Origin of the sequence: Mycobacterium sp. ITM-2016-00318, from assembly GCF_002968285.2 — a bacterium.
Classification (GTDB): Bacteria; Actinomycetota; Actinomycetes; order Mycobacteriales; family Mycobacteriaceae; genus Mycobacterium.
Genome location: NZ_CP134400.1, coordinates 2,679,947 through 2,701,662 on the forward strand (window position 1 = coordinate 2,679,947; position 21,716 = coordinate 2,701,662).

Here is a 21,716-nt window from a genome sequence, read left to right on the forward strand (position 1 = left end):
CCAGGTGTGTGAGTGCGGCGAGCAGTGGGTATTCCCTAACGGCTAATGGCGGGGTGGGTGTCGAGCGAGGACGACCAAGCATGAATTGTTCGTTGGTGCGCAGTGCAATCGGAACAGCGATGGCGTGTGGGGCGTTCGTGACCGGCCCGATGTGCGTCGGGGTCGCGGTCTCCCACGCGGACCTGCTGGGTGGCGGCGGTGGCGTCGACGTCCTCGGCGTCGACCTGCTTGGCGGCGACAAGAAGGAGGGCGGCGCGGCGGGAACGCTGGCGCGCGCGAACGGGGTATCAACGGCACCCAGCACACGCAGCGTCGTCATCCGGTCCAAAGCCGCAGCGCCACAGCAAAGTCCGAGCATTCAGCCTGTCGTCGCGCCTGCGTCGATGCGCACCGTCGCTGCAGAGACGATGGGTGCGCCACTGCTCGAGACGGTGCCCTCGGCGCCGCCGCCCGCCGCATCACCGCCGATGCCTGCCGCGGTGCCCGTGTCCGTGATGCCACCGGCCGCTCCAGCCGTCGACGTACCCGCGCCTCAAGCAGCGCCGATCACGACGACCAACCAGCCGCGTCCGAGTGCGCGTCTCGGGCGCGCTGACGGCTTCTCGCCGAAGTCGAAACTCCCCAACACATTCCGGGTCGGTTATGCGGAGTATCTGCGAACCGCGACGACGAGCGACATCCTGGCGGCGGCACTGCCCGGCGCGGCCGGTCTCGCGGGGTTCACGATCCTTGGCGCTTACGCGGGTTATCGCCAGGCCAAGGCGCTGCAGGAGGCGTTGCTGGCACCGGTGCCGACCAGCATTCTGCTGTAGCGGCGCAGGCATACGGGTGCCCTCGGTGAGATTGGAACTCTCTTTTTCATGCCTTTCCTAGCCCTAGAAATGGCCTCAGCAGCAGAAACTCCAGTTCACGAGAGTACCTGTTTGAGGCAGCCGCGTGGTGAATCGAGGCCGCCGTAGGTTCGCCAGCCTTCGACCGGTTGAAGATTCGCCCCGCCCCCGAGGCACGGCGTGGCCCGCTACCCGCGGGCCGCATCGCAGCGGCGATATCGCACATGTTGGCCGCCCAGCGGTGACACGATATTGACGTGAGCGATGCTCATGACGGCACTGAGGCAATAATTCACGGCGACCACATGACCGCCACCGGCTTGACGTGCGGGTCGTGCGGGGCTGAACTGCGGTCCGCCGACAAGTTCTGCCACGAGTGCGCCGCTTCAGTAGTCGCTGCCCCGACACCCGCGGAGTACAAGCAAGTCACCGTGCTGTTCGCCGATGTGGTGCGGTCGATGGCTATCGCGGCCGCGCTGGACATGGAGCGGTTGCGCGAGATCGTGACCGATCTGGTGGAGCGCTCGGCGGCGGTGGTGCGCCGTTACGGCGGGAGTGTGGAGTTCACCGGCGACGGGGTGATGGCGATCTTCGGCGCCCCGGTGGCGTTGGAGGATCACGCTTTTCGTGCCTGCCTGGCTGCGCTGGCCATCCAGCAGGAGGCGAACCGGTTGGCGGGCGAGGTGGCCCGCCGCGACGGTGTGGCGCTGCGGCTGCGAGTGGGTCTGAATTCAGGTCGGGTGATCGCCGGGGAGATCGGTTCAGGGTCGTTTGGGTATGGCGCGATCGGTGAGCAGGTCGGAATGGCGCAGCGGATGGAATCGGTGGCGCCCCCGGGTGGGGTGATGTTGTCGGAGTCGACCGCGCGGCTGGTTGAGCACGCCGTGACGCTGGCTGAACCGGAGTGGGTGCGCATCAAGGGGGCCGACGAACCGGTGCGCGCACGCCGGCTGGTGGGGATCGGCCCGCGGGAGGGCCTCGTGGGGCGCGCCGAGGCGCCCCTGGTCGGTCGGCGCCAGGAGATGGCCGCCCTCGACGCCATCACGGATCAGGCGATCGTTGGCTGCGGTGGTGTCGTGAATGTGGTGGGACCGCCAGGCATCGGCAAGTCCCGGGTGGCGAGGGAAGCCGCGGCGGCCGCGGCCGGTCGCGGGGTCGAGGTGTTTTGGACCTTCTGTGAATCCCATGCCTGCGAGGTCCCGTTCCATGCGGTGACGCGGCTGCTGCGGGCGGGCACCGGTGTGGCTGACCTTGACGAGCCAGCCGCCCGGGCCCGGGTCCGGGAACAACTTCGCGATGCCGACCCGCAGGATCTGCTGCTGCTCGATGATCTGCTGGGCATCGCCGACCCCGATGTGCCGCTGCCCCCGATCGATCCGGATGCGCGGCGGCGGCGGTTGACCGCGCTGATCAATTCGGTCTCCCTGGCCCGTTCTGATCCGGTCGTCTACGTGATCGAGGATGTGCACTGGATCGATGCGGTCAGCGAGTCGATGTTCGCCGACTTTCTGACTGTGATTCCGGAGACCCCTTCGGTGGTGTTGGTCACCTACCGCCCCGAGTACCAGGGAGCGCTGACGCGGATGCACGGGGCACAGACGATTTCGCTGGCACCCCTGACGGAAGATGAGACCACGCGGCTGCTCGATGAGCTGTTGGGAGCCGACTCCTCGGTCACGGCGATCGGGGCGCTGATCGCGGGGCGGGCCGTCGGGAATCCGTTCTTCGTTGAGGAGATGGTGCGCGAGCTTGCCGAACGCGGGGTGCTGGAGGGTCACCGCGGTGGCTACACATGCCGCACTGACACGGCCGAGGTGAGTGTCCCCGCCACGCTGCAGGCGGCCATCGCGGCGCGCATCGACCGCCTCGAACCTGGTGCCAAGCAGACGCTCAACGCCGCGGCGGTGATCGGAATGCACTTCACCTCGGAGCTGCTCACCGCGCTGGGCATTGATCCTGTGGTGGATGTATTGACCCGCGTCGAGCTGGTCGATCAGGTCCGCTTCACACCATCGGCTGAGTACGCTTTCCGCCACCCGCTGATCCGCACGGTCGCCTACGAATCACAGCTCAAGGTCGACCGCGCGCAAATGCACCGCCGCGTGGCTGCCGCGATCGAACAGGCTGATCCCGCGTCGGCGGACGACAACGCGGCTCTGATTGCCGAGCACGCTGAGGCCGCGGGCGAGGTGGAAGTTGCGTACGGATGGGCCATGCGAGCCGGGATGTGGTCGACCAACCGCGACGTGACTGCGGCAAGGGTCAGTTGGGAGCGTGCCCGCCGGATCGCCGACTCGTTGCCGATCGACCACCCGAGCAGGCTGCAGATGCGCATCGCTCCTTGCACCATGCTCTGCGGCAGTAGCTGGCGCGGCGATTATGGGAACATCTCGGACCTGTTCGAGGAGCTGCGCGAGCTATGCACACTCGCCGACGATAAGGCGTCGCTGGCCATCGGTATGACCGGGATGCTGGGTGAACACTTCATGCACGCCCGGTTGCGAGAGGCGTCGCGCTGGGCCTCCGAACAGATGTCGCTGATCGAATCCATCGCGGATCCGATGTTAACGGTTGCACTGTCCGTGGTGGCAAGCGTCGTCAAGTGCGAAACCGGTGAGTTCGCCGAAGTGCTGCGATGGTCGAACAGGGTCATCGAATTGGCCGACGACGATCCCACCAAAGGCAACCTGTTCATCGGGTCGCCGTTGGCGTGGGCGTTAGCACAGCGCGCCTTCGCCCGGTGGGCCCTGGGCCAGCCGGGCTGGCGAGACGACTTCGATCGGGCCGTCGCCACGGCCCAGTCGGCGGACCCGATATCGTATGCCGCCGTCGTCAATACGCTTTACGGGGCAGCGATTACGTGCGGATTGCTTCTCCCCGACGACGCAGCGGTGGGCGAGATCGATCAGGCTCTGCGGGCCGCGGAAAGATCAGCCGACGATGTTGCGCTGGGCATCGCGCGAACCGGGCTGGGCGTCGCGCTCCTGCATCGCGCCTCCGCAGCAGACCGCCAGCGCGGACTGGAGCTGCTAGAGCAGCTCCGTGACATGTGTCTCCATGAGATCTACTACTTGAGCATCTTGCATTTCGGCGAGGTGTATATCGCACGTGAGAGAGCCCGCCGCGGGGACAGAGCGGGGGCCCTACCGCTCCTGCGGTCCGCCGTCGACGGGATGTTCAATATGGGACATCTCGGGCCCTTCATTCCAGGCACCGGCGTCCTGGTGGAGACGCTATTGGCCCGCGGCGGCGAGGATGATGTGCGCGAAGCCCAAGCCGCGATCGACAGGCTGGCGTCCGTGCGCTTCGATGACCATTTGGCTGTACGCGACATCTGGCTCGCACGTGTGCAGATGCTGATGGCGCAGGCCCACGGTGATGACGCGGCTCACGCGCACTTGCGGGACCGCTACCGTGACATGGCGAAAACGCTGGGCTTCGAAGGACACATCGCGTGGGGCGACGCAATGGTCGAGGGTGGGGAATAGCGGTCAGGGAATGCGTCGAGCGCGATCGACCTCATCGGGCCGTGGTTGTCGCGTTGCGGGCTGTACGTTTCGACGCCGGGCAGCGTGCCTGAAGGCCGGCGAGAACCATCAGGAACCGTGGCCGTCGCCGCCAGACGCGCCAAGTGAGGAGCTGCCGGTCGACGACGAAGCGGCTGACGACGATGCGGCCGAGGAGCGTGCGCCGGTGGCCGCCCCCGCGCCGGCCGCGCCGGTTCGGGTAGTCGGCCGCTCGCCTTCGCTGCGGTGGGATCGGTCGGGGAGCTGCTCGGTCACCCCGAGCGAATCGCGCACCCCCGGCCGAGTCTTCGCCGGCTGACCGGCACGCTTCGCTGGCTTGGGCGTCGAGGCGCTAGCCGAAGGCTCGGGCGTTGCCGTGGTGGACGACGCGGACGCACCGGCTGACGCCGACGGCACATGCTGGATTCGCGTCGGCGTGTCAACCGACGTCACCTGATGGGTGCGGTTGCCGTGCCGGTCGACGTCGCCCGCTGGGTTCCGGTCGCCGTTCCCGTCGACGGTCACCAATTGAGTTTGGTCGCCGTTCCCGTCGACAGTCCCCTGCTCGGTTTGGGTCGGCGTGTCCTTCGACGTCACCTGGCGGAAGATGTCGGCTGTAGCGGTTTCGGTGGCCGGTGCCGCAAGAGTGACCGGCGCGGGAATGCTCAGCAGCGATGGCAAGCCGACGATGGCCAGGGCGTTGTTGGTGCCCTCGCCGACCGCGTTGACAAGATCGGTGGCCACCTTCACCGGGTTGAGCGGCGGGATGAGCCGTGCTGGGGTGGGTTCCCCCGGCAGGATGCTGCGGTCGTAGCCGAGTTCCACGAGCACCCGGAAGAACTGCTCGACCACGTCGATCAGCGGCTCGGGCACCCCGATCATGCGCAGCGGGGCGAACAACGGCAGGTCTTCGGTCTCGAAGAAGTAGTAGTCGGTGTCGCCGGTCTTGGTGTGGATGGGCGACGGTGTGCCCGGGTCAGCCAGGCTGGGTTCGAGGTCATACGGATGCACGTAGAGGGCGCCCAGAAGCGCGTTCGCGGTGGAGACGAGGTTGAGCGGGTACAGCGGGAAGTCGGAGGCGCCGTCGTACTGCCGGAGGATCTCGACCGTGTCGAACTGGGTGTCGGTCTGCGCGGGACCGTTTAAGGACACGTCGAGAATCGGGATGTAGAGGCCAGGGAACCGGCTGGCAATGCCGCCGTTGGGCAGGTTGGGGTCACCGCTCAGCACGAAGTCGATGTCTGGGGCGTCGGTCCGCTCTGGGTACTGCTCGGCCAGCTTCTGCTTCTCGATGTTCGCGACGACCGCGCCCTGCGAGTAGCCGTAGATCACCAGACCCTCGTTGGGATGTGCGGCTATCGCATCCTCCAGGTTGGTCACCCCGCCCCGCACCGATCCGCCGAAGGTGCGATCGAACAGCCCTGACAGCTTCCACAGCGGCTCATCCGGCCAGCCGGGGCCATTGAGACCCCAGACGCTCTGCGGCCCGATCACGAACCAAACGAGGCGAGAGAACCCCGTGATGGGCCAAAACTCCATGGGGGCCGTTACCGGGATGTAGTCGATGTCCTGGCGTGGATGGGTCGGCGCGATGAAATGGTCCCTGACAGCGTCGATGTAGGCCTGGTCGGGCGTCGGAACGGTGGTGCCGCCCAGGACCAGGGCGGTCCTGTCAGGTGGTGGCACATAAAGGCAGTCGGTGGTGTTGCCGGGGCAGGGACTGCCTGCGGGTGGTGCGTCCGCCGACGCCGACGGGGTCGTGGCCGCCACTACCAGGGCTGCGACGCCGATCGACACCGTCATCCGGGTTGCGTTGCGCCGAACATTCCGTATTCCCGGCGCGACCGCCAACGCCCGAATCCGACCGATGTGTCTTGCGGTACCCATCATCCGTCCTCCACATGGGTCCTGGCGAAATCGATGGCCCACCGCGTCCGGTGTCGAGTTCCGCGAGGGAATCTTCCTCGCGTGCGGTGCGAAGGAGCGCAGTAGTGCACTACTGCAATCTCGCCCGGTTTCGGCGCGGTCCTAACGTAGCCGCGAACCTAAGACTCAAGGTCAGCGGAGCGCCCGAGCGATCCGCGTCTGGCGCTGCCCGCGAACGTCATCGGCACACTCCCCAAACCAACTGTCTTGTACAGCCCGCTCGCGCTCAAGCCGCCCCTCGGCGTTTCGGTTGCGGCGCAACCGCATTCCTTCCGCGCACCAAGTTTCACCCTTCTCGATCGTGGCGACGGTGCGACCGTTGCGCTGGACGCAGTACCGCCCGGCGGGCAGGGGGCCGCGGGCCTGACTCTCAGTTATTAGCACCGCCCCTTCCCTGTCACGCTTCGGCGTCGTCGTGATCCGCCCCTCGCGCGCCCCCCAACCCGCTCGCGCTGCGGAGCGCTGCGGCCGGGGTCGAAGGGCACTGGGCGGGCGGGGACAGAAGTCGCTGCGGCAATCCGCTCAGCTTCACCAAGGGTCAGGGTCTTGATCTTGGAAGAGTCGACTCCGGCGGGTTCGGCGGCGCCGGTGCGGGTCCGCAGTGCCTTGGCGCGCGTGATGTGTTCAAGTTCCATTGTCTTCGTTATGGCTGTCACCAGGAATCAGCGGGTAGGGATCGACGACCGTTGGACCAGGCGCGTCAAGGGTCCAGACGGCCGGATGGTCACTGCCGACTCGGCCCTGAAGGGCAAGGTGACGCGCTGGCGCGTTCGATGGGTGGTCGACGGGCGCGAGCACTCCAAAGTGTTCGACCGCAAGGTAGACGCGCAGGCGCACCTGGACGGGCTGACGGCTGAAGTCGTCCGGGGCACCTACGTTTCCCCGCGCAAGTCCGCTGCCCTCTTCAAGACCGTCGCCGATGAATGCTTACAGGGCAAGGGGTCTCGGAAACCCAAGACGGTCGCCGGTTACAACAGCCTGTTGGACACGCTCATCCTGCCGCGCTGGGGTGATATGAGGTTGGCCGACATCACGCACGGTGAGCTACAGCGGTGGATCAACGCGCTATAGGCGAACGGGTCCACCCGCACAGAGGGCAACGGCCTTTCGGCGTCCCGGGTCATCCAGACACACCAGTGCATGTCGGCAATCCTCAAATACGCCATCCGTACCGAACGCCTGGCAAGAAACGTCGCGGACAGCATCGAGCTGCCGCGCAAGGGTGACTCCCAGCGCCGGTACCTGACCCACGAGCAATTGCAGACCCTTGCCGCTGAGGCGGGACGATTCGAGACGTTGACGCTCGTGCTCAGGTATTGCGGCCTGCGCTTCGGTGAAGCTGTCGCGCTGCGGGGAAGAGACGTCAAGGACAAGACAATCACCGTTAGGTCGTCGGTGACGAACGTGACGGGTCGGGGGTTAGTGGAGGACACCACCAAGACGGGCAAGGCGCGTTGGGCGCCGGTGCCGGGTCTGGTATGGGAAGGCTGAAGAATGAACTGCCCGCCGACCCCGACGCGCTGGTGTTCCCCGGCAAGGGGGATACCTAACTACTGGCGAATACCGGTGGGTGTTCGACCGCCGCGACCAAGTCCGGTGTGCCGGGACTGGTACCGCACGAGCTGCGGCACACGTGTGCCTCCCTGGCTATCGCGTCCGGCGCGAACGTGCTCGCCGTGCAACGCCTGCTCGGTCACCTCACCGCGTCGATGACCCCAGGATCGCTACGGCCATCTGTTCAGCGGTGACTTGACGAGGGTGGCGAAGCGCTTGGATACCGCAGCCAAGGCTGCCCGCAAGACTGCTGCGGTACCACTGCGGTATCCGGCAGATTCGGTATCGAATAGATCGGCCTAGATACGGGCTCTGGACTGCGAATACGGGGTGCCCTCGGTGAGATTCGAACTCACACTGTACGGGTTTTGAATCCGTCTTATCTGACATTAGTCAGTGCAAGCTGCGTTGGTTGTCCGACAAAGCAGCAGGTCAGACGGTTGGTTGTGTTGGCGGGCTACGGCTGTTGTCGAATCTACTGCGGACGCTCTGCGGACGGTGCGAATGCTGTACCTCGTCGCGTCGGCGTCCGTCGTTTCAGCCGCCGCCTTCAGTCGAAAAGGTGCGGACATCCAATCGCGATTTCCATGAGCGTGGTTGCCAGGACAAACAGAGCCGCTAGACCAAAGAGGAGGAGTCCGCCTATCCACGTACGGTAACCCGGAAACGCCTTCCGGTTCTTTGACTGGCGAGGTCTGGGCGTTAGCTTGTCAATCCAGCCCCCGTCGACGCCTTCCTGGTCACGAGCCTTTGCAAACGTGTGGCCGTGTACCGGGACGTCCATCTTCCACTCCCTCTTTTCGACGTCTTCCAACCAGTGGGCGTCATATATCTCGGCCTGGCGATGCCGAGCCATCAGGGTGATGCAGAGGAATGTGACCAGTAGGGATAGCAAAGAGCTAATAATTCGGGCGGAGTTACTAGAGTCTGCACCCACTGCAATCGTGAATAAGAATGCCTGTGCTGTCAGACTGAGAACTGGCACCTGCCAGACGAGGTTGTCCCATTGAAGGCGTCGCGCAGCAACGACTGAGTACACGACTTCCGGTGTCGGCATGGTCGCAATGCTGTCAGAAGAAGGAAGCGACGGGGGGCCAAGCAGTTGCGGCGTGTCACGTCGCCGCAGTAATCAGCCCGCGACCCGTCGCAAATGGACCAGAACGCCAGGTGTGAATCTGAATGGGCCGTGGTTGTAATCCTGGGATTGTCCGATGACTTCGTACTGCCCGTCGGGTAGGTCGATGACGTCGTATGCTCCCGCTGGAAAATCAGCAGGCGCGAAGAGGTCAACGTCGGTCACGACCAGGTCGTCGGGGCGCGGTTCGAAGCTTGACGCAACCGACCAGCCGTACACCTTCGCTGCGGTGCCAGGGCTGTCCTTCGGCGGGGTGTAGACGGCGGTTTCGCTCCCGTACCCGTTGACCGGGCCTGCACTGTAGGTGTGCAGCCCGACCTCCAATAGTTGCGGGAACATCTACACGGCTCGCTTGCGGTAGCGATTGAGGACGAACAGTTCGGCCAGTGTCCAGCCTTGGAATGCGCCGCGCAGCGAATGGCTGAACGGGCCGCTAGTTAGGTCGTGGGCCAATCCGGAAGGGTTGGACACCATGCGGGCGGCGGCGGTGACGATGACCGCATCCAACTCTTCGTTGGGTTCCCATTCGCTTCCGCCGCGCACGTACGCCTTGACCATCACAGTCACTATCGGGATGGCCTGCTCGGCGGTCGTCAGGATGGCGGCGTCCTCGGGCCTGCCGAGGAACGCCGCCACCTGATACGGCTCGACAGTCACTAGCTGCCCGGAGTGACGAGGACGACGACAGCCTTGGGCTGAAGCAGCCCGAGGTCGTAGCGGCATGTGACCCGCAGACCGACCTGGTCGTACTCCGCGTACCGCTCGGTGAGCACCGTCACCGAAGGTGCGACATCGCGAGCGACAGCCACCTGGTTGAAGTCAGCCAGAATCGCGGTGCCCTCCGGAATCTTGTTGGTCGGCGTCACCGGGATTCCGAACAAGCGGTAGGTCGGGCCGTCGGTGACATCGGACTCGAGGAGGTACTTCTTGGAGCCGGTCGCTTCCTTGAGCTTGCGGAGCTTGACGAAGTCGCCGCCGTTGAACAGCCACCGGTTGGGCATGACTTCGTTAGCCACGCAGGTGCCGATGGCGTCGAGGAGACTGTCTGCATCTGTGACGTCCAACTCGGTGGTGACGGTGCCCGCCTGGTGGAGAAGGCCGCGGATGGAGTCCGAGGCAGCATTGCCGGTCAACAGTGCAAGGTCCAGCTTGTCGCTGACGTCCTTGACAAGGCGGGCCTTCAAGACTGCGTCGATACCGATAACCGACTGCCGCACAAGCTCGTTGGTGTAGCGCAGAATGACCTTCAGCGATTTGCGCTCGGTCGGCATCAACACAAGTTCGTCGAAGTCGACATCGGCGGTGTCGGGAATCAATCCGCCCTCACCGACGAACCCAACGGTGGCGCCGGAAACGAGCTTTGGTACACGCAGCACACCTGACGTGTCGAAGATGCGCGGGCCGCTGGAAAGCACCACCGAAGCGGCTTCGAGCGGCTGCACTAGAAGTGAACTGACTTGGTCGGCAAGCAATTCGGGATTGGTGGCAGTTGTTTCAGCCATAGATGAGTCCTGTTCCAGACAAAGGGATTAGGGAAACCCGTGCCACCAGGACAACGATGGGGGCCGGCCACCAGGACCGACCCCACCAGAATACCTGTAGAGACCGCGATTAAGGAATGACGCCACCTATTGATTTCCAATGGGTCGTTAGCTCTTCCTTCATCGGCTCTTCTAGGTCTTGCCTCGACTTTTCTAAAGCCTCCCGCACCGACTCCTGGTTCGTCTCATCAAGCTGTCGGGCAAGATCCTCGCCTTCTTGCTTCCACCCCGGTGCCAGATGCTTATCGATGAACTCCTCCGTTGCCTGGATTTGAGGATGGGCCCCAGCGTCTTTCGCCCTCTCGTAAAGCTCGCGTAGCTCGTAGGGGCGTCGTTGGTCGAGGATGTATTCGGCGTCTACGACTATCCCGCGTCTCACCGGAATGCCGTATCTCAGAGCGACTGCGATATCCGAGGGCATCTGCGGTCGCTCAGCGTCCTGCCAACCGCCAATGGTTTCAAGATTGCCGCCCATCTCCACGTATCTGCTCGGCGACAGTTGCTCGAAGGTCGTCCACTGCAATACGCCATCGGGCCTAACCAAATACATCATCAGCCGATGTCCCCCTTATCCGGCTTTATTTCTCAGGATTGCGGCAAGGTCGACGGTAGCGGGTGAGGCTGACACGCCCTGGCCAATTTGACCGGCGGGTCGTCGTGCGGCCAGATGCGGTTTCCGAGCCACAAGGTCTTCAATTGCGGACGTCAGGGTGCCCGGGTCATCAAGATGGTCTTCGGAGAAGGGAAGGTCCGCAGGATCTGCTAGACGTCCCGTGGAGCGGACAAGTTCGTTGTGCAGGCGGTGAGCGAGTTCGTCGGCCCGCTGTGCTCGCTGCCGGTACTTGCCGTTTTCCTGCCGTAGTTGTTCGACGTAGGCACGGCTGAAGGAGTCGGCTTCGGTTTCGTCGGTTTCGGCCGGCGCCTCCTCCGGCGCCTGCTTAATACGTTCATCAGTTGCACCTTCCTGTTCGTCGGTGGTGTCCTCCACCGGGTTTTCGTCAAGCTGTTGCTCGGTCATTTCTCTCCAATCGTCGTGTGTATCCGGTGCTTTGGATGTTTCGTGCCGTTACGGGACTTTGGACACATTCGCAGCCTTTGTGGCGGGGCATCGGGTGGTTGGCGGGCCACATCCGGCCTTCTCTCCACCACCAGGTACAGAGTTGGCACGGGTCGGCGTCGAGTTGCCGCACCCACGCCTTGACGAGGGGTTGTCGAGGCATCGCCTCGCCGAACGCTGTTGTGGCGCTCTCTAGCGGCTCTGAGCGGGCCAGGCGGGACACAATAGCCTCGGGGACGTCTGATTCCTTGGTGACGTCAAGCAGCGTTGTTGTGGCGGCCTTCAGCAGCCGTGCCGAGTCGTCGGCTGACGGCAGCACTCCCACAACCGTTGCGGCGGTGCCGGTTTGCACCGTGACGATTGCGGCGAGAGCTAGGTCGGCGAGGGCGTAGGCGCGGGCATTGGCCTGCGCTATCGCGGCGGCGATAAGGGCTGTTGCTTCCTCGGCGGTCAACTGACCCGCCAGGTAACGGCTGTAGACGGCTTGGACGTGTCGGTCGCTGCTGTCGGCTAGAGCGATGAGTTCGTCTTGGTAGGTCACGACGCCAACCTGGTGAGGTCGACGCCAGCGCTGTCTAATGCTTCGGTGCGGCGGGCGACTCGTATCTGGGCGATTTCGTCGTCTGTGTAGCCGAGGCGTTGCAGTGCGTAGGAGGCGGGTAGCAGGCCGGCGGCGAAGAGTTTGGTGACGGCGTCGGCCTCCTGTGCGACGCTGCGCGTGCTGGCGTCGGCCCATTGCACGCGGGCATCAACTTGGAGCGGGTCTGTCCCATCGCGGACAGCGACCATCAACCGCGCGACGTCCTCCCAGCTTCTACCGAACTGCTGCTGGCGAGCCTCGGCCCGTGCGGTGAGGGATGCCTCGGCGGCGCGGAGGGCGTCGGCCGACGTGACGCTGTCCTGCATCACGCCGCAGTAGTGCGCAGGCAATGCAGAGACGGCCATGACTTGGCCGAGGAGGACGCGGACGGCGGCCTCATATCCGGCGAGGTCGGCGGCTTGCAGTTGTCCGAACTTCGCGGCTTCGTTCTCCGACAGCATCATCCGGTTGCCTTCGGGGAATGGGTTGACCGCTTCGGTTTCGCCGGTTTCGCCGCCGTCGTCGTCGAGGACGGGTTCCTCGGTCAGTTCGATGCCGGATGCCCAACGCCGCGGCCTGCCGACGTACTCGGATGTGACCATCATGTCGGCGAGCGTCTTGTTCAGCCCGTCGCACAACGGTCGAAGGTCTTCAATCTCAGATACGCCTTCGTCGAGGATGCGGTCACTGTTGAGCAACCGGACTACCGGGACGACACCAAGCGGGTTCGCAATCGACTCAACCGCTTTGAAGCCGTGAATCGTGGCACCGGTCGCGTTGGACCGGTACCGCACGATTTCGTCGGGGCCGTAAAGGACAGCTTCGGTGCCGGTGTCGGTTTCCCAGCGTTTAACGGCGGCGGTGATGCGGCGGGTACCGGGGTCGCGCACGCAGGCCATCTGCTTCGCAGACTCCACGGTCACTAGGGGCTGGCCTAGCCGGTCCGCCCAGACGATGACGTACGAGGAGCCGAGGAGCAGCGCTTCGCGGTGGGCGGTCGCGCTGTCTTGGTCCATGTCGTTGCGTAGCCAGTCGTCCCAGATGTCGACTCCGCTGTATCCGGTGACGCGCAACCGTTCGGTCAGACTGGTGACCGCAAGGCGCGGCAGGTTCGACGCCATGCGGCCGAACCGGGTTCCTAACGCTTCCTTTGCTTCTGGTGACAGGTAGGCCAGCGGTTGGGTGCCTGAGTAGTACCGCTCGAGGTCGGCGTACTTGGCGGCGGCCTCGTCGAGTCGCTGCAAAAGGATTTGAAGTAGGTCGTTCATTTGAAGCTCACTGCTCTCTTTCGTTTCTTGTGAGTTGCGCGCCAGGTAGCGCGGGAATGCGCCATCACCAGGCAGGCGGCGAGGTCGATTTTTCGGGCAGCCCGAGACCGGGAGGCTTTGGCGAGGCGGATGCCTCGGGCGTCCTCGACGATGACGGCGGCGGCGACGTGCTCGGCGAGTTGCCGGTCACCGGAGTGTGTGAGGCGGCCGTTGACTGCAGCCGAGTACAGGTCACCGGTCGCAACTGTCAGTCGTGCCGGTGAGTGTGGGAACTCAACCACCGGCAACTGTTCTGCTTCAAGCGCTTGTAGCGTGCGGGTCCAACGGAAGGGGTCGGCGACAATCTCCTGTACCCGCCAGCGCCTGCAGGCTTCTCGTATCTCATGTTCGACCTCGGCGACGGGCACGCGGTAGGAATCATCGCCGTTGCGGCGTTGCCATACCTTGATGGTGTCAAAGTGTGGCTCCGTCGAGACGGTTCCCGCCAGCAGGGCGGTTGTGTCGTCCGAGAATGAGCCATCAAGCGCAATGATGACTTCCGCGCCATGAGCTATGCCTTGTCCGGTCGACCGTCCTTCCCATACTCCGACGGGTAGGAAGGCACCGTCGGTGTCGGTGGCGAACTGACACAATCGGGCGCGGCGGAATGTCGCGTCACGGGTCTTGGGAGGCAACAGCGCGTGCATGGCATCGCGGTGCAGGAAGTCATCTAAAGCCGGGTTGGCCAACTCCCAGCAGTGGGTGCAATCGGCTGGGTGGTCCTCGAAACCTGCCGCGGAGAATTCACGCCACACGAGCGATGTGTCTTCGGGGTGGTCGGCCGCATAGTTGCGGAGGTCTGCGAGTACTTGGTTGTTCGGGTCCGGTCCCGGCGTCCCGATGGCGATGAGCGTCGACGTTTCCCGCTTGCCTTGCGCCAGTGTCAGCACTTCGTAGGAGTCGCGGTTCGCTACCCCGGCCTCGTCGAGGATGGCGAGGGTGTAGTCCAAGCCCTCCAGCCGTTTCGGTTCCGCAGGCAGGCAATGGAAGTGCGCGTCCCGCGACGGGATGTAGAGCCTTTCCTTGAACACCTGGCATCGCGACGACAAGTCGTCGTGTAGCTCGACCATGCGGCGGGCGATGCCGAACACGATGCCGGCCTGCCGCTCATCGACCGCGACGACGCACACGACAGCGCCTTCGCCGCCGCAGAAGAAGCGGTACAACCCGTAGGCGGCGACCAGCGTCGATTTGCCCTGCCCACGCGGCAACATCCAACCCGCGGTACGCGGCTGCACCTCAGCATCGAGAACAGACCCGACGAGATCCCGCTGCCAATCCCTCAGCCGCAGCGGCGTCTTGGCACCTTTTCCCTTCGGAACCTTCACGTAGGTCTCGCAGAACCTTGAGAAGCGCGCAGACCCTGCCGACCGAGGCCGCCACGGCAACGGGCTATCGTCGACAGCCGACTTTGGCCCGGCCTTCATGGCAAGCTCCGGCCATGACTCCTGAAATCCTGGTGAACCTGACTTTTCTCTTCGGTGTGTTCGCGATAGGGACCGCGTTCGGCGACTTGCTTAAGGACTCCGGCACTCCGAACATCAGAAACATCGGCCGTGCGATCAAGTTCAACACAGGAGTCCTCACAGGCATGTTCGGAATGCTCGGTGCCCTTTCCTCTGGCTTTCGGGAGGGTTGGGTTCTCATTCTCTTCGGCGTGCTGATATTGGTTATGGTGTGGCTTGTTTGGCGCTTCCTTGACGCACGCGCCGAGGAGCGAGACGGCAGTATGTAACGCCCTCTGTGCCTTGCCTCGGGTGCTTGAAGTCGAGTCGTTAGGGTCACCGCCCCTGGTGCTTCCTGGGCGTGCTGAGCCGCGTTTGCGGTTGCATGGTCCACAGCACACGTCGATGTCAATGAGGCGGATGGGTTTGCCTTCAGCTTTGCGTTTCCATGCGCTGGGTAGGTGGTCGGCTTGCAGGTCTTCTGTTGCGCCGCAGTCTGTGCAGAACGTTTGGAGGCGGCGAGCTCGTCGTGACAGTTCGTCCCATCGCCAGTCGTAACCGCGTGCTTGTCGGTTGCGGGTGTCCTTCAGTTGGTGTTGTGGGCAGCGGTTGAGGTCGGACAGTTCACCGCATTGGAGGCACGGCTTCATCGTCACCGCTCTTCCTCCTCGCGCATTGCGAGTGTGGCGATGCAGCCGCGGATGGCGGTCACACCTAACTCTGTGTGCAGGAGCGGGACGATGGTCTGGTAAACGTCGAGGATTGCCTGGATGAGGTTGGTTACTCGTTGTTCGTCGTTGGCTTCCTTGAGGATGAGGTTGCAGCCTTCGACATTGGCGACGCTGTAGTGGGCGATGAGCGCCGCTGCGCGGCGGGCGTCGGTAACGGTGACGAATGCGTTCGTCATTTGGTGTGTCCTTTGCGTAGGTGGTCGGCTGCGTCGTCGAGGAAGTCGTGAAACGCTTCGATGGTTACGACGTTCATCGTTGTTGTGCGAGCGGCAAGTTTGTGGAATCGGCTGCGCAGGTTGAGCCTTGCGAGACGCAACGCGTCATCGCAGCTTTGTATTGGCATTGGGTTACTCCCATTTCATGGCGGCGACGATTGCGTCGGCCAGTTTTTCGTGGTCGGTCGTTGAATGACGGGTCCTGCATTTGTCGCAGATACGGCTCAGGTTGCGGGTGCGGTTCTTCCGACAGGTCCGGCACAGGCGAGGACGGGTGCGGCGTCTCCCGTTCATGTGTTCTTCTCCTGGTACCAGGTCTTGTATGCCTTTCGTGCGCGTTCATCGCGCCACGCGAGGCGGCGTCTTGCGTCACGTGCTGACTTCGGGTGGGGGTCGAGTGCTTCGACTGCGGCGACATCGTCGGGCGGCGCGATTTCGGCGGGGTTGCGCGTTCCAGGCTCGGGCGGCCGGATGTAAGCGCGCGTGACGTCACCGTCGACTTCCATGACGAACTTCCCAGCGACGGGTTCTTTATCGCTAGCTGGTGATTCCTGCCGCAATCCGCCGTGTCGGTCCTTTTGGATGGTGATCCATGCCGAGCCGCCCTTTCCGGGCGTGAATGGTTTGTCAACTGACACTCGAAGCGATGAGCCGCCGGCAGCGCGTTTCTTGGCGGCGGTCCCGGTTGCGCCGTAACTGCGTGACTCGGCGCCCTTGGAGATGTGGTCGATTGCAGCGACCGCGGCGCCAGTCTTGGCAAGTGCCTTGATGACCGACCTGTGCACGGCGGTGAATTCATCTGCGCTGTTGCTGTTGGCTTTATAGAGCGGCATCAACTCGCCGATGGAGTCGAGCACAACGAAGGTCGGTAACCATGTCGCCATGTGCGCGACAATCCGCGTCAAGTGGAGGGCGTCGTCAGGCTCCGTATACAAGAACCGGCTGTCGTCTCGAAGTACCGTCGTGCTCGCGCCCAAGGCCAGCAGACGCGCAACCGTGGCATCGGGACCGTTGTGGTCGAGGTCGAGGCGGAGGACGTTGCCGCCGTCGTTCAGCACCTGGACCGTGCCGAAGTCGCACAACATGGTCTTGCCCGCTTCGGAGTCGCCGAAGACGACATTGACCTGACCGCGGTAAAACAATCCGATGCCGTCGTCGCGGCGGCAGATTTCCGGTGTCGGGGAGTCGATAGTGCCATCCAGCAACTCACCAATATTCACGTAGTCGTCTGGACGGAAGCGGGATACAGCCTCGTCTAGCTCTTCCTCTGACCTGCGGGTTCTCGGCCGGGATGCAACCGCACCCAGGTATCCGGTTGCATCCCACGGCGGCTCGTCCTCGGCAGGAGGTATGTCACGATAAGGGTCTTCTAGCAAACTCGTCACGCAGCCTCCCGCTGATACCGGGTGACCAGCTCTGCGGCACGTGCACGGGCGGCGTCGTCGAGTTCGGGCCAAATTTCCCTGAGTACGTTGACGGCACCGCGGGCGAATCCCCAACGGAAGCCATAGGCGACGAGCCCGGTTGATGGCCGATGCGGTCGGCGTTGGTGGGTACGATGGTGTTGAACCAGGTCCTCAACCGTGTTCTTGACGGCGTCTCCGTAGCCCGCGGAGGCGTCGTTTTCGTTGTATTGGTTCATGCTGTGGCGGACTCCAGACTTTCGAGCCATGCCAGCACTGTGGACCGCTTCCACACCCGGCGTCGGCCGATTTTCAATGACGCTGGGCCGCTTCCGATATGCGCGAAATAGCGCCAAGTACTCTCCGGTGTCCCAGTGAGCGCCTCGAGGTCGGCTGCGGAAAGGTACTCATTCTCCACAAGCGCCTCCTTCCTTTAGTAGGGAGCATCCCGTCTATCGGGAATACCAACGCTGTCATTCAACCTCACGTTGATTGCGTTTGCAACCCATAAGAGGTATGTTTCCGCTCATGGGGATACCGCAGCAGCTGCGAACCGCTTTCAGGGAACGGGTCAAAGACGAACGCAATCGCCGAAACTGGACTCAGGCTGAAGTAGCAAGGATGTTGTCAGACAAGGGAATTGACAATATGCGTAACACTGCGGTGGCGAAGATTGAGAGTGGCGAGCGGGAAGTCAAACTCGATGAGGCTGTCGGTTTCGCTGACCTGTTCGGCGTGTCGCTCGACTCACTGCTCGGTAGGAAAGCCGGCGCAGGTGATGACTTAGCGTTCGCCTTCCGCGGCTTGCGTGACGTCGCTCGACAGTCGATGCACGAGATATCGCTGACAGTGGGAACGCTCCGAGAAAGATGGACGGACCTAACCGCCTTCGAGTTCGACGGCAGGAGCGAACTCGAGGCTCTTGTTGCCGAGGCGGGTGATGCGCTTATGAATGCGTCTAGCGCGATGTTCCATGTCACTGCCTTCGAGTTATCAGAAGGCGCAGATGTCCAGCCGAGTGCGGACCTAGTGCAGCAGAGGGCATTAGAGCTGCTCCTTCAGCTTTCGAGCGAGGAGGTTAACAATGAAGCGGAGTCGTAGGGCTGGGGTTGAGGACCGCTGGAATAAGACGGTCCGGGATGCCCACGGAAACGCGAAGACCGTGCCCAGCGCGAATGACGGCAAGGGCAAGCGATGGCGTGCCCGCTATGTCGACGACAGGGGCCGCGAACACGCGAAGGTGTTCACACGCAAGGTCGACGGCCAGCAGTGGCTCGACAAGCAGGTATCCGACCAAGTAACCGGTTCGTGGACCGACCCGAAACTGTCAGGGGAGACGTTCGGGGTGTTGGCCGACCGGTGGATCCAAACGAAGGCGACAAGAGCGCCTAAGACGGTCGCCGGGTACCGGTCGCTGCTCGATGTTGTGGTACTGCCGCGTTGGCGTGACGTGCCGCTGCGGGACGTGTCCTTCGAGGACTTGCAGCAATGGGTGAGCGCCCTGTCGGTCGATGGGTCGAGCCGGTTCGAGGGCAGGGGTTTGAGTGCGTCGCGGGTGATTCAGGCTCATCAGGTTGTCAGTCAGGTACTCCGGTATGCGGTCAAGGCCAAGCATCTGCCCGCGAATCCGGCCGAAGGAATCGAGTTGCCGCGCAAGCCGGAGGTCGAACAGAGGTACCTAACGCATGAGCAACTGCACCGTCTGGCGGTGGCGTCGGGACGGCTGAGAACCTTGGTGCTGGTGCTGGGCTATTGCGGGTTGCGGTTTGGTGAGGCGGCGGCACTGCGGGTCGGTGATGTGAACCTGCCTGCGCGGCGGATACGTGTCAGCCGTTCGGTGACCAACGTGACCGGGAGAGGTCTGGTCGAGGGTCCGACGAAGAACCACAGCGCCCGCAGCGTCCCGGTGCCGCGGTTCCTTGCCCCGCTGCTCGAAACAGAGATAGGGGAGCGGCCGGAAACCGAGTTGCTGTTCGCGTCGCGGCGCGGCGGCTACGTCACCGAGGGTGAGGTTCGGTGGGTGTTCGACCCGGCGGCAACGGCTGTCGGTGAGGACGGGCTGACGCCGCACGAGTTGCGTCACACGTGCGCGAGTCTGGCGATTGCCGCTGGGGCCAACGTGAAGGTGTTGCAGACCCTTCTCGGACACAAGACAGCGACGCTGACGCTCGACCGCTACGGCCATTTGTTCCCCGACGACTTGGGACGGATTGCGGACGCTTTCGACGCGGCCGCTCAAACTACTGCGGACGGACTGCGGACGGCAGCCCCCCTTAGGGCTGTTTCACCAGCCGAAAATAGGCTATGAGCTGGGCATTGTGGTGCCCTCGGTGAGATTCGAACTCACACTGTACGGGTTTTGAATCCGTTTCCTCTGCCAGTTGGGATACGAGGGCGCAAGAAGCAGTCGGCTTTCCACCATAGAGGATCCCCTGAGGTCGCTGACTCGGCCCACGACCGCCACAATGGCACCCATGACCGGCGCACCGACTGACGAAGCCAAGCCGCACCGTGTGCTCATCGCGGAGGACGAAGCCCTCATCCGGCTCGACCTGGCCGAGATGCTGCGCGAGGAGGGGTACGAAGTCGTCGGCGAGGCCGGCGACGGGCAGGAAGCCGTGGAACTTGCCGAAAGCCTCAAGCCCGACCTGGTGATCATGGACGTCAAGATGCCGCGCCGCGACGGCATCGACGCGGCATCAGAGATAGCGGGCAAGCGCATCGCGCCGATCGTGGTGCTGACCGCCTTCAGCCAACGCGAACTGGTCGAGCGGGCCCGCGACGCCGGTGCCATGGCCTACCTCGTCAAGCCGTTCTCGATGAGCGATCTGATCCCCGCGATCGAGCTAGCGGTGAGCCGGTTCAGTGAGATCAGCGCTCTGGAGCGAGAAGTCGCGACGCTGTCCGACCGGCTCGAGACACGCAAGCTCGTCGAGCGGGCGAAGGGCTTACTCCAGGCCAAGCATCAGATGTCCGAGCCCGAGGCGTTCAAGTGGATTCAGCGGGCGGCGATGGATCGCCGGACGACGATGCGGCGCGTTGCCGAGGTGGTGCTGGAGACCCTCGATGCGCCGGAGGGCGCCGCGCCGTCGAGCGACCAATAGGCGGAAAACGAGCACCACGGCCATGCGTTGGCTATGTTCTACCCGAAGCGTCAGCGCACTGGCTGCTTGAAGCCAGATCGTCGATGCCGATTAAAACATTGAGTCGGAGGTGGAAACGTGCGCGGTCGCGTGGCACGGAGCGCAGTAGCGCTCGGTAGCGCAGGGCTTGTGGTGCTCAGCATGGCTGCCTGTCAGCAGTCCAAGCCCGAAGAGGGGAAACCTGAGACAGACCTGAAGATCGTCGAGCAGGTACAGATCGACGAGAAGGGTGGCGAGGTCAAGGCATCCCAGGGCGCGGCGGCCGCCGATCCCGCAGGCGACGGCAAGGCCAACTGCCCGCCGGTGTCCATCGCCATGGCGGGTGCGCTCAACGGCCCGGACGCGGCACTAGGTATCAACATCAAGAACGGTGTGCAGCTGGCCATCGACAAGCACAACGCCGCCAACAAGGGCTGCCAGATCCAGCTGAAGCCGTTCGACACCGAGGGCGATCCGCAGAAGGCGACAGCGATCGCACCGCAGATCGTCGACGACCAGTACACGATCGGCCTTGTCGGCCCGGCATTCTCGGGTGAGACGAAGGCCACCGGCGGCGTCTTCAATCAGGCCGGTCTGGTCGCGGTGACCGCTTCGGCGACGAACCCCACGCTCAGCGAGAACGGTTGGAAGACCTTCTTCCGAGGCCTGGCCAACGACGCCGTTCAGGGCCCGTCGGTCGCGAACTACATGAAGACCGGTCTCAAGTACGAGAAGGTCTGCGTCATCGACGACAGCACCGACTACGGGCTCGGCCTGGCGACCGCCGTGCGCGACACGCTCGGTGCGACGGCCGATTCCGGCTGTAACATCTCGGTGAAGAAGGGCGACAAGGACTTCTCCGCCGCGGTGACTCAGGTCAAGGGAGTCAACCCCAAAGCCGTGTTCTACGGCGGCTACTACTCGGAGGCGGCTCCGCTCGTCCAGCAGCTCAAGGACGGCGGCTTCGAAGGCACCTTCGTCAGCGCCGACGGTACGAAGGACCCGCAGTTCGTCAGCCAGGCCGGTGAAGCCGCCAAGGATGCGATCCTGTCCTGCCCGTGCGGCCCTGCCACAGGACCGTTCGCCGAGGAGTACCAGAAGAAGTTCAACGCCGAGGCGGGCACCTACAGCGCTGAGGGTTACGACCTGGGCACCATCCTGGTGAAGGGCATCGACTCGGGCGCCATCACGCGCCCTGCGCTGCTCGACTTCGTGAAGAACTACAACGGCCAGGGGGTGGCGCGCAACTACCAGTGGAGCCCCACCGGTGAGCTCACCACCAATTTGATCTGGATCTTCAAGGTCCAGTAATCCTGCGGGCGAAGCGCGTCCGAGACTGAAGAGCTCGGACGCGCTTTCGCTTC

24 protein-coding genes and 1 tRNA gene are annotated in these 21,716 nt (G+C 63.7%); 10 read left to right on the plus strand and 15 right to left on the minus strand.

Annotated elements, in window-relative coordinates; genetic code table 11:
* Positions 1–95: 95 nt before the first annotated feature.
* Positions 96–812 (plus strand): hypothetical protein, encoded by a 717-nt coding sequence (locus tag C6A82_RS26970; RefSeq protein WP_142406070.1) that lies wholly within the window; start codon positions 96–98, stop codon positions 810–812.
* 323 nt (positions 813–1,135) lie between these two features.
* The gene (locus C6A82_RS13110; RefSeq protein ID WP_311101886.1) at positions 1,136–4,318 is read left to right on the plus strand and encodes an AAA family ATPase; all 3,183 of its coding nucleotides are present in this window, start codon (positions 1,136–1,138) and stop codon (positions 4,316–4,318) included.
* Between the two features lie 108 nt (positions 4,319–4,426).
* On the opposite strand, the gene C6A82_RS13115 is transcribed toward C6A82_RS13110, so the two are convergent.
* A complete protein-coding gene (locus tag C6A82_RS13115; protein WP_311101824.1) occupies positions 4,427–6,139 on the minus strand; it encodes a PE-PPE domain-containing protein in 1,713 nt (570 codons plus the stop codon).
* Positions 6,140–6,907: 768 nt separating this feature from the next.
* Between C6A82_RS13115 and C6A82_RS13120 the strand changes: the two genes are divergently transcribed.
* The 3 genes from C6A82_RS13120 (at position 6,908) to C6A82_RS13130 (ending at position 8,010) form a co-directional block, all read left to right on the plus strand.
* Positions 6,908–7,333 carry an N-terminal phage integrase SAM-like domain-containing protein gene (locus C6A82_RS13120; protein ID WP_158261580.1) on the plus strand — a complete coding sequence of 142 codons (426 nt, stop codon included), beginning with the start codon at positions 6,908–6,910 and terminating at the stop codon, positions 7,331–7,333.
* 69 nt (positions 7,334–7,402) lie between these two features.
* A complete protein-coding gene (locus C6A82_RS13125; protein ID WP_233216698.1) occupies positions 7,403–7,753 on the plus strand; it encodes a hypothetical protein in 351 nt (116 codons plus the stop codon).
* Positions 7,754–7,860: 107 nt separating this feature from the next.
* Entirely contained in the window at positions 7,861–8,010 is a 150-nt protein-coding gene (locus tag C6A82_RS13130) for a tyrosine-type recombinase/integrase (protein ID WP_233216699.1), read from the plus strand.
* Between the two features lie 356 nt (positions 8,011–8,366).
* Here C6A82_RS13130 and C6A82_RS13135 read toward each other — a convergent pair whose 3' ends face one another.
* From C6A82_RS13135 to C6A82_RS13175, 9 genes are all read right to left on the minus strand, one after another.
* A complete protein-coding gene (locus C6A82_RS13135) occupies positions 8,367–8,873 on the minus strand; it encodes a hypothetical protein (protein ID WP_105343497.1) in 507 nt (168 codons plus the stop codon).
* Between the two features lie 72 nt (positions 8,874–8,945).
* Entirely contained in the window at positions 8,946–9,290 is a 345-nt protein-coding gene (locus tag C6A82_RS13140) for a hypothetical protein (protein ID WP_105343499.1), read from the minus strand.
* A complete protein-coding gene (locus C6A82_RS13145; protein ID WP_105343501.1) occupies positions 9,291–9,608 on the minus strand; it encodes a hypothetical protein in 318 nt (105 codons plus the stop codon).
* On the minus strand, positions 9,608–10,453 hold the full coding sequence (locus tag C6A82_RS13150; RefSeq protein WP_105343502.1) for a phage major capsid protein: 846 nt from the start codon (positions 10,451–10,453) through the stop codon (positions 9,608–9,610). The genes C6A82_RS13145 and C6A82_RS13150 overlap by 1 nt, the downstream gene beginning before the upstream one ends.
* A 109-nt stretch (positions 10,454–10,562) precedes the next feature.
* The gene (locus tag C6A82_RS13155; RefSeq protein ID WP_105343504.1) at positions 10,563–11,045 is read right to left on the minus strand and encodes a hypothetical protein; all 483 of its coding nucleotides are present in this window, start codon (positions 11,043–11,045) and stop codon (positions 10,563–10,565) included.
* Positions 11,046–11,060: 15 nt separating this feature from the next.
* A complete protein-coding gene (locus tag C6A82_RS13160; RefSeq protein ID WP_105343506.1) occupies positions 11,061–11,510 on the minus strand; it encodes a hypothetical protein in 450 nt (149 codons plus the stop codon).
* Complete coding sequence (locus tag C6A82_RS13165) at positions 11,491–12,090, minus strand: hypothetical protein (protein WP_105343508.1); 600 nt, start codon at positions 12,088–12,090, stop codon at positions 11,491–11,493. The genes C6A82_RS13160 and C6A82_RS13165 overlap by 20 nt, the downstream gene beginning before the upstream one ends.
* Positions 12,087–13,397 carry a phage portal protein gene (locus C6A82_RS13170; RefSeq protein ID WP_105343510.1) on the minus strand — a complete coding sequence of 437 codons (1,311 nt, stop codon included), beginning with the start codon at positions 13,395–13,397 and terminating at the stop codon, positions 12,087–12,089. Before C6A82_RS13170 ends, C6A82_RS13165 begins: the two co-directional genes overlap by 4 nt.
* A complete protein-coding gene (locus tag C6A82_RS13175) occupies positions 13,394–14,863 on the minus strand; it encodes a terminase large subunit domain-containing protein (RefSeq protein ID WP_105343512.1) in 1,470 nt (489 codons plus the stop codon). The genes C6A82_RS13170 and C6A82_RS13175 overlap by 4 nt, the downstream gene beginning before the upstream one ends.
* A gap of 14 nt (positions 14,864–14,877) precedes the next feature.
* Between C6A82_RS13175 and C6A82_RS13180 the strand changes: the two genes are divergently transcribed.
* Positions 14,878–15,171: a hypothetical protein gene (locus C6A82_RS13180; protein ID WP_158261611.1), complete on the plus strand. Its 294-nt coding sequence runs from the start codon at positions 14,878–14,880 to the stop codon at positions 15,169–15,171.
* Positions 15,172–15,533: 362 nt separating this feature from the next.
* On the opposite strand, the gene C6A82_RS13185 is transcribed toward C6A82_RS13180, so the two are convergent.
* The 4 genes from C6A82_RS13185 to C6A82_RS26975 all read right to left on the minus strand — a co-directional run bounded on the left by C6A82_RS13185 (position 15,534) and on the right by C6A82_RS26975 (position 17,648).
* Complete coding sequence (locus C6A82_RS13185; RefSeq protein WP_105343514.1) at positions 15,534–15,788, minus strand: hypothetical protein; 255 nt, start codon at positions 15,786–15,788, stop codon at positions 15,534–15,536.
* A gap of 329 nt (positions 15,789–16,117) precedes the next feature.
* Positions 16,118–17,032 (minus strand): AAA family ATPase, encoded by a 915-nt coding sequence (locus C6A82_RS13190; protein ID WP_233216834.1) that lies wholly within the window; start codon positions 17,030–17,032, stop codon positions 16,118–16,120.
* Positions 17,033–17,208: 176 nt separating this feature from the next.
* Positions 17,209–17,499, minus strand: a complete 291-nt coding sequence (locus C6A82_RS13195) for a hypothetical protein (RefSeq protein WP_158261612.1) — start codon at positions 17,497–17,499, stop codon at positions 17,209–17,211.
* Complete coding sequence (locus C6A82_RS26975; RefSeq protein WP_105343517.1) at positions 17,466–17,648, minus strand: helix-turn-helix domain-containing protein; 183 nt, start codon at positions 17,646–17,648, stop codon at positions 17,466–17,468. The genes C6A82_RS13195 and C6A82_RS26975 overlap by 34 nt, the downstream gene beginning before the upstream one ends.
* A 110-nt stretch (positions 17,649–17,758) precedes the next feature.
* On the opposite strand from C6A82_RS26975, the gene C6A82_RS13200 reads away from it, so the two are divergent.
* Both C6A82_RS13200 and C6A82_RS13205 read left to right on the plus strand, forming a co-directional pair.
* Positions 17,759–18,331 carry a helix-turn-helix domain-containing protein gene (locus C6A82_RS13200; RefSeq protein ID WP_158261613.1) on the plus strand — a complete coding sequence of 191 codons (573 nt, stop codon included), beginning with the start codon at positions 17,759–17,761 and terminating at the stop codon, positions 18,329–18,331.
* A 61-nt stretch (positions 18,332–18,392) separates the two neighbouring features.
* On the plus strand, positions 18,393–19,538 hold the full coding sequence (locus tag C6A82_RS13205) for a site-specific integrase (RefSeq protein ID WP_233216835.1): 1,146 nt from the start codon (positions 18,393–18,395) through the stop codon (positions 19,536–19,538).
* 11 nt (positions 19,539–19,549) lie between these two features.
* Here the strand turns inward: C6A82_RS13205 and C6A82_RS13210 are convergent.
* A tRNA-Leu gene (locus C6A82_RS13210) sits at positions 19,550–19,626 on the minus strand.
* Positions 19,627–19,704: 78 nt separating this feature from the next.
* Here C6A82_RS13210 and C6A82_RS13215 point away from each other — a divergent pair.
* Together C6A82_RS13215 and C6A82_RS13220 are read left to right on the plus strand one after the other, a co-directional pair.
* On the plus strand, positions 19,705–20,334 hold the full coding sequence (locus tag C6A82_RS13215; RefSeq protein ID WP_105342812.1) for an ANTAR domain-containing response regulator: 630 nt from the start codon (positions 19,705–19,707) through the stop codon (positions 20,332–20,334).
* 117 nt (positions 20,335–20,451) lie between these two features.
* Positions 20,452–21,663, plus strand: coding sequence for a branched-chain amino acid ABC transporter substrate-binding protein (locus C6A82_RS13220; RefSeq protein ID WP_105342810.1), 1,212 nt, complete (start codon positions 20,452–20,454; stop codon positions 21,661–21,663).
* The last annotated feature ends 53 nt before the right edge of the window (positions 21,664–21,716 follow it).